This window comes from Paraclostridium benzoelyticum (genome assembly GCF_001006285.1).
GTDB lineage: Bacteria > Bacillota > Clostridia > Peptostreptococcales > Peptostreptococcaceae > Paraclostridium > Paraclostridium benzoelyticum.
The window spans coordinates 1-6,113 of sequence record NZ_LBBT01000274.1 but is presented as its reverse complement, the minus strand read 5'-3'; the positions used below and the strand labels follow the sequence as shown (position 1 = coordinate 6,113).

Sequence of the window (6,113 nt, the reverse complement as noted above, 5' to 3'; positions counted from 1 at the left end):
TATTACTATAACAAGTGCTTTGGTCTAAAGATATACCAATTACGCCAATTGTAATAATTTGATGTACATCTTGATTTTCAATTTCAGCTACAGAAATATTAAATTTATTTTTTAATTTACTTGTTATACTCTTTACTACCATTCTTTTTTCTTTTAAAGAATGTACCCATACAGCCCTTAAATCAACTTTTAAAATATATATTTTCATATACTATTCCTTTCTAAAATACAAACTTAACTATATGTAATTATTATTATATTTAATCAAAATCATATTCATTTTACTTAAACATAAAATAAGTATACAAAGTCATAACTTCTTATCTTTTTGAATATCTAAGAATTACAACGCCCTCATCAGTAATATATTCATCTAAGTGTAAGTCTATTTTAGGATTATTCTCTAAAAATAATTTTCTTCCTTTACCCAATATCGTAGGTATAATACCTATTATATATTCATCTATAATATTAGCCTTTATAAATGGATTAATAGCTTTACCTCCCCCAAATAAAAATATATTTTCCCCATTTTTTTGTTTTTCTTCTTCAATTGTTTTTACTATATCACCTTTTATAAAATATATATTTTCATAATCTTTTAAGTCTTTCGATGTTGCAATATATACTTTTTTATTTTTAAAGTCTTTATGAAAGTTTTGATCATAACAATTTTTACCCATTACTACTACATCTATAGTGTCTAAAAAACCATTAAAATCCCATTTTTTCTCTGTATCTAAACTTTTATCTCCATCTCCAACTATCCAGTCAAATCCACCATCTTCAGATGCTATATATCCATCAATACTTATAGCTAAATTTAAAATTATTTTTCTACTCATTGTTTTGACCTCACTTTATTTTTTATTTATTATTTACTCATTTAGATTTTCGATGTAATTTTATTATAAACTGTAATAGCTAATAACTTATTAACTATTTAAAATGAATGTTTCTATTAAAATACATAAAAAAGGCATTTTATATTAATTAAAATGCCTTTTTTATGTATTTATTAAGCATTGTTGATTTTATAGATCTTATATAAATGATATTCAGTAAGTGATATTATAGCAAACATCAAAACAGTAAATGCCATTATTGATATTAAAATTGCATTACCAATATTAATATTAAATGTGTCTATTATGAAAAAGCATATAGTATATAAAACGCCTGATATTATACAAATCTTCCCCGAATATTCATTACCTTCTTTCCAATAATATCTGTTTCTTTTAGAGATTACAGACTTATATCCAAATCCATTAGGATACTCACCTGATAAGTATCTAATAGCAATCCCAATACCAATCATCAATATCCCTAAATGGTATGTATTGTTTGGATAATATGCTTGGATCATCAAACCCCTCCTCTCTTAACTCTAAATGTATATATATTCAAATTTTTAACAAATTATCCTTTATTTTTTAATTAGTACAAACCTATATATTTTACAAGCTTTATATATAATACCCACTCATTTACCTTAATTTTACACTAGAATTACTTTATTTTTTTATGTAATATTGTCTAAGTCTATAAAATCTAAGGCGGTGTTTAATATGGAAGAAGTAGTTAGTGAGACAAAAAAAGAAATTAAAAATGCCCCTGTCTATAACTCAAATGACTTAAATAATAATTTTAAAAATAATTCTAAAGTTTATATAAGTGTAAAAAGTAAATTTTTTATAAGCTTAATAATTTCTATATTGTGGACATTAATAGCAATAAATTTATCCAAACCTTGGATTGATGATTTATCCATTATACTTAATCACTTTTGGGCAGTATTTATAGTAAGTGGTATTGCTCTTATACCCGGTTTTATGAACATATTTTTAATAGTCAGTTTATTGTTAGACAAGCAGCCTGAATTGAACAATTATAATGCAGACGATGATATAACTCTTTTAATTTCTGCTTTCAATGAGGAGATTGGTATTTTTAATACTTTAAAATATGTTAGCAATCAAAACTATAATGGAAATATACACACAATAGTAATTGATAATAACTCCAATGATAAAACTGGCTCAGAGGTAAAAAGAGCTATGAAGGAATTAAATATGGATATCTTGTTATTGTCTGAACCTACTCCAGGAAAATTCAACGCACTTAATCATGGATTAAATCATGTAAATACAGAGTTTGTAATAACGTTAGATGCCGATACCTTAATTCATAAAAATGCTATAAGAAACCTTGTTGGAAGAATAAAATCTTCATCAGGTGAAGTTTGTGCTGTTGCTGGTTCAATGCTTGTTCGAAATAGTAGAGATAATTGGCTATCTAAAATCCAAGAATGGGATTACTTCTTAAGTATAGCATCCATTAAAAGAATGCAAGGATTATATCAAGGAACATTAGTTGCACAAGGGGCATTCTCCTTATATAAAACTGAGGTTGTATCTGAGCTAGGAGGATGGTCAGATGCTATAGGAGAAGATATAGTGCTTACGTGGAAGATACTTGCTAAAAACAAAAAGGTGTATTTTGAGCCTATGGCAATAGCATTTACAGATGTTCCAACAAAATTTTCACACTTCATAAAACAACGTTCAAGGTGGGCTAGAGGTATGATTGAGGGCCTTAGAGAAGTTAAACCCTGGAGACAGCCATCTATGTTTTCTAAATTTTTAACTGGAATAGATCTAATAATTCCATATATGGACCTTAGTTATACATTTTTCTGGATTCCAGGCTTAATTTTAGCTCTATTTTGGGGTAACTACGCTATAGTTGGCCCTATGATGTTATTAGTATTACCTCTTACTTTTATAAGTTTCGGTATACTATACCATTACCAATCTAATGTAGTTTTTAAAAACTTAAAACTGAAAGTTAGAAAAAATTTAATTGGGTTTGTTTTATTTATTTTATGCTATCAACTTATCATGTCTCCAGTTTCTTTATGCGGATACATTCAAGAGTTATTTGGAGCAAAAAGAGTTTGGAAATAAATTTAAAATTAAAATGCCGCCTATAAATTCTTATAGGTGGCATTTTAATTTTAAATTTTAATCAATTCATACTCTATATTACCCATTCCCATTTCATGTGCATAGTCTATAATTCTCATTCCATTAACACCTGGATGTTCATGTTTAAATACATCATGCTTCATTTCCGCACATACCAAATCATAACAAGCTTTATCAAGTGCAACTGGATCCTTAGATGCAAGTATCCCTATATCGTGAGATATAGGTCTTCCTGACCACGGAACACAATCACAAAGTGGAGTTACATTCATAACAAATGTTATAAATCCTACTTTATCTTTTTTGTTACTAATAGCTCCATATGCATATTCAGCCATTTTTTCTACAAATATATTAGAATCAGTTGCCCACTGTATAGTTATAGCTCTAGTTGGACATACCGTTGGGCACTCTCCACATCCATAGCAAATATCATGATTTATTTTAGCTTTCTTTTCTTCTATGTTTATCGCTCCTACTGGACAAGATTTTGCACATTTATTACATCCAATACACTTATCATTATCTACCCCAGGTTTTGCATCTGAATGTTGCATTTGTTTTCCTGGTGCACTTGCACACCCCATTGCTAAATTTTTAAGAGCTCCTCCAAACCCAGCCATCTCATGACCTTTAAAATGACTCATTACAATCATTGCAGGAGAATTGTAAATTTCTCCTCCAATTTTTACTTTATCAAAATGTTTTTGATTAATTTCTACATCTGTTGAATTTCTACTATACAGACCATCCGCTATAATTATTGGGGCATTTACAACTGCATAAGCAAATCCATTTTCAATAGCCGTTGTTATATGGTCAACTGAATTTGTTCTACTCCCTGAATAAAGAGTATTTGTATCTGTTAAAAATGGTTTTCCCCCGTACTCTTTTACTTTATCAACTACTTGCCTAACCGCAATAGGACTCATATATGTAGTATTTCCTTTTTCTCCAAAATGCAATTTAACAGCTACTTGCTCATTTTCACTTATAAATTCTCGAAAACTAGCCCTTTCAAATAACTTTTTTACATTGTTCGGTAAGTTTCTACTTTGTGAGTCTGAATATAAGCTACAATAGTAAACCTTTGACATTTCCATTTAATTACCTCTCTTTTTTACTTTATATCTTTAAATATAGACTAATGCTTAGAATTTAATTCCAATATAGATTCAGATTTAAATTTTTAGTTTATATTTTTTAGAATCTTACATTGATTGTAAAAAAATACTGTATCAAATATTCTTGAGATCAACGACTATAACTTTTTAGCTATATTTTTATTGATCATACTTTTGATACAGTTTAATTATATTGTTTCTATTTTCCCATAAGATCTAACATATTTATAACCAATTTTGCAGAATTATTTGAGGCTATTATTTCAAATTCCCTATATGCTATCGCTGCATTATCATCTGCATTATCAGAAATGCTTCTTACTATTAAGAATGGTACATTGTTTATATCGCATACATGTGCTATTGCTGAACCTTCCATCTCTACGCAATATGGGCTATAATCGTTTATTAGTCTATATTTTAAGTCCGTATCAGCTATAAATGCATCTCCTGTTACCATTCTTCCTATGTGGCAATTATGACAGTTTAAACCACTACTTTCATATGCTCTAAGTGCTATATTTTTAAGTTCTTCATCTGAGTTAAAAAATTGCTTAAATGGAAAACAATTTTTCATTTGGATAGGCCTAACATCATGATATGTAATATCATCTGAAATAACAATGTCCCCAAGTTTTACATTATCATTTAAGCTTCCTGCAATTCCTGTATTAATTATTTTTTTTACATTAAATTTATCTATCAATATTTGAGTACAACTTGAAGCATTTACTTTCCCAACACTGCAACTTGTAACTACAACATCTAACTCTTTATACTTACATATATAAAAATCAAATCCTGCATACTTCTCTTTTCTTTCTATGAACATATTATCCTTTATAGATTGTATTTCGATACTAGTTGATCCTATTATACCAATCATTTAACTCTATCTCCTCATTTTTCAATTAATATACTATAGTCATATATAATATTACTTACGTTGAATCATTCTAAATCTTTAGATAAAGTAAAGTTATTTTAATTTTACAGATATGTTATATTAAGGTTAATTATAGCACATTGTCATTGTCTTTTATCTAAATTGCAAAAATAATTTAGTAAAATTTTATTTAACTTAACATTTAAAAATGTTTGCTATATATCTTTAAAGAAGTCGTAATTCAAATTTAATCTATAGATTTAGATTTTTTAAGAGTATACATTATCGTTAATATTGTGAAGCACTTATTCTTCTCCCAATAATTCAAAGTAGTCTTCACGTTTTATAGAATAAATTAAATGCTCCATTTCCTTTTTTTCATATATCTTTATATATTTATTTACTTGTTTCATATTTAATCTATTAGCTACGTTTTGGGAATTTATATTGTTCGTCCTTATTTGGGCTATAACTTCATTTGCATTTAACTCCTCAAAAGCATATCTAATACACTCTTTTGCTGATTCAGTCCCATAACCTTTATTCCAAAATTCCTTCTTTAGAATATACGCAATACCTATAAACTTTTCTTCTTTTATATTTTCAATTAAAGGCCCTGCAAGGCCAACCGTTTTCCCTGACATTTTTTCAGTTATTAAAAAATAGCTATACCCCTCATTTTCATACCTTTTGATATTTTCATGTATCCACTGTTCAACCTCTTCATTCAAAAACGTTTTTTCCCATGCATACATAACCTCAATATCTTGAAGTATACTTGCAATCTCTGAATAATCTCCTTTTAAAATTTTTCTAAACAATAACCTCTCAGTTTTTAAAATTGTAGTTTCCATATACCCACTCCATATACACATATATGTTTTCAAAACATTATGTCTGTATTTTTATCTATATATCAACAATAATCCTCTTATTTTTTAAGCACTAAGTCTATTATACAATATTTTTCGAATATTTTCTGTTATTTTACATAATTTTGTTTGTTTTTATTTGTTTTAACATTTACATTTATCCGAATCAACTTATTTTTTTGAAAATTTTCAAAATAAAAAATATCCATAGCATATTTTCTGCTATGGATATTTTTTATTT

At 27.5% G+C, this 6,113-nt stretch carries 7 protein-coding genes; 1 reads left to right on the top strand and 6 read right to left on the bottom strand.

The genetic code is table 11. The annotated features are described in order from the left end of the window. The 3 genes from VN21_RS14050 to VN21_RS14040 form a co-directional block, all read right to left on the bottom strand. On the bottom strand, positions 1-208 hold a 208-nt coding region (locus VN21_RS14050), incomplete at its 3' end, for a DUF503 domain-containing protein (RefSeq protein WP_046823814.1). Between the two features lie 112 nt (positions 209-320). Continuing rightward, positions 321-845, bottom strand: coding sequence for a dihydrofolate reductase family protein (locus VN21_RS14045; protein WP_046823813.1), 525 nt, complete (start codon positions 843-845; stop codon positions 321-323). A 173-nt stretch (positions 846-1,018) separates the two neighbouring features. Then, positions 1,019-1,369, bottom strand: coding sequence for an SdpI family protein (locus VN21_RS14040; RefSeq protein ID WP_046823812.1), 351 nt, complete (start codon positions 1,367-1,369; stop codon positions 1,019-1,021). A 202-nt stretch (positions 1,370-1,571) separates the two neighbouring features. Between VN21_RS14040 and VN21_RS14035 the strand changes: the two genes are divergently transcribed. Continuing rightward, positions 1,572-2,969 carry a glycosyltransferase family 2 protein gene (locus tag VN21_RS14035; RefSeq protein WP_084822194.1) on the top strand — a complete coding sequence of 466 codons (1,398 nt, stop codon included), beginning with the start codon at positions 1,572-1,574 and terminating at the stop codon, positions 2,967-2,969. A gap of 50 nt (positions 2,970-3,019) precedes the next feature. Here VN21_RS14035 and VN21_RS14030 read toward each other — a convergent pair whose 3' ends face one another. The 3 genes from VN21_RS14030 to VN21_RS14020 form a co-directional block, all read right to left on the bottom strand. Then, a complete protein-coding gene (locus tag VN21_RS14030; RefSeq protein ID WP_046823811.1) occupies positions 3,020-4,093 on the bottom strand; it encodes a DUF362 domain-containing protein in 1,074 nt (357 codons plus the stop codon). Positions 4,094-4,313: 220 nt separating this feature from the next. Next, a complete protein-coding gene (locus tag VN21_RS14025) occupies positions 4,314-5,000 on the bottom strand; it encodes a 5'-methylthioadenosine/adenosylhomocysteine nucleosidase (protein WP_046823810.1) in 687 nt (228 codons plus the stop codon). Positions 5,001-5,305: 305 nt separating this feature from the next. Further along, a complete protein-coding gene (locus VN21_RS14020) occupies positions 5,306-5,854 on the bottom strand; it encodes a GNAT family N-acetyltransferase (RefSeq protein WP_046823809.1) in 549 nt (182 codons plus the stop codon). Positions 5,855-6,113 lie beyond the last annotated feature (259 nt).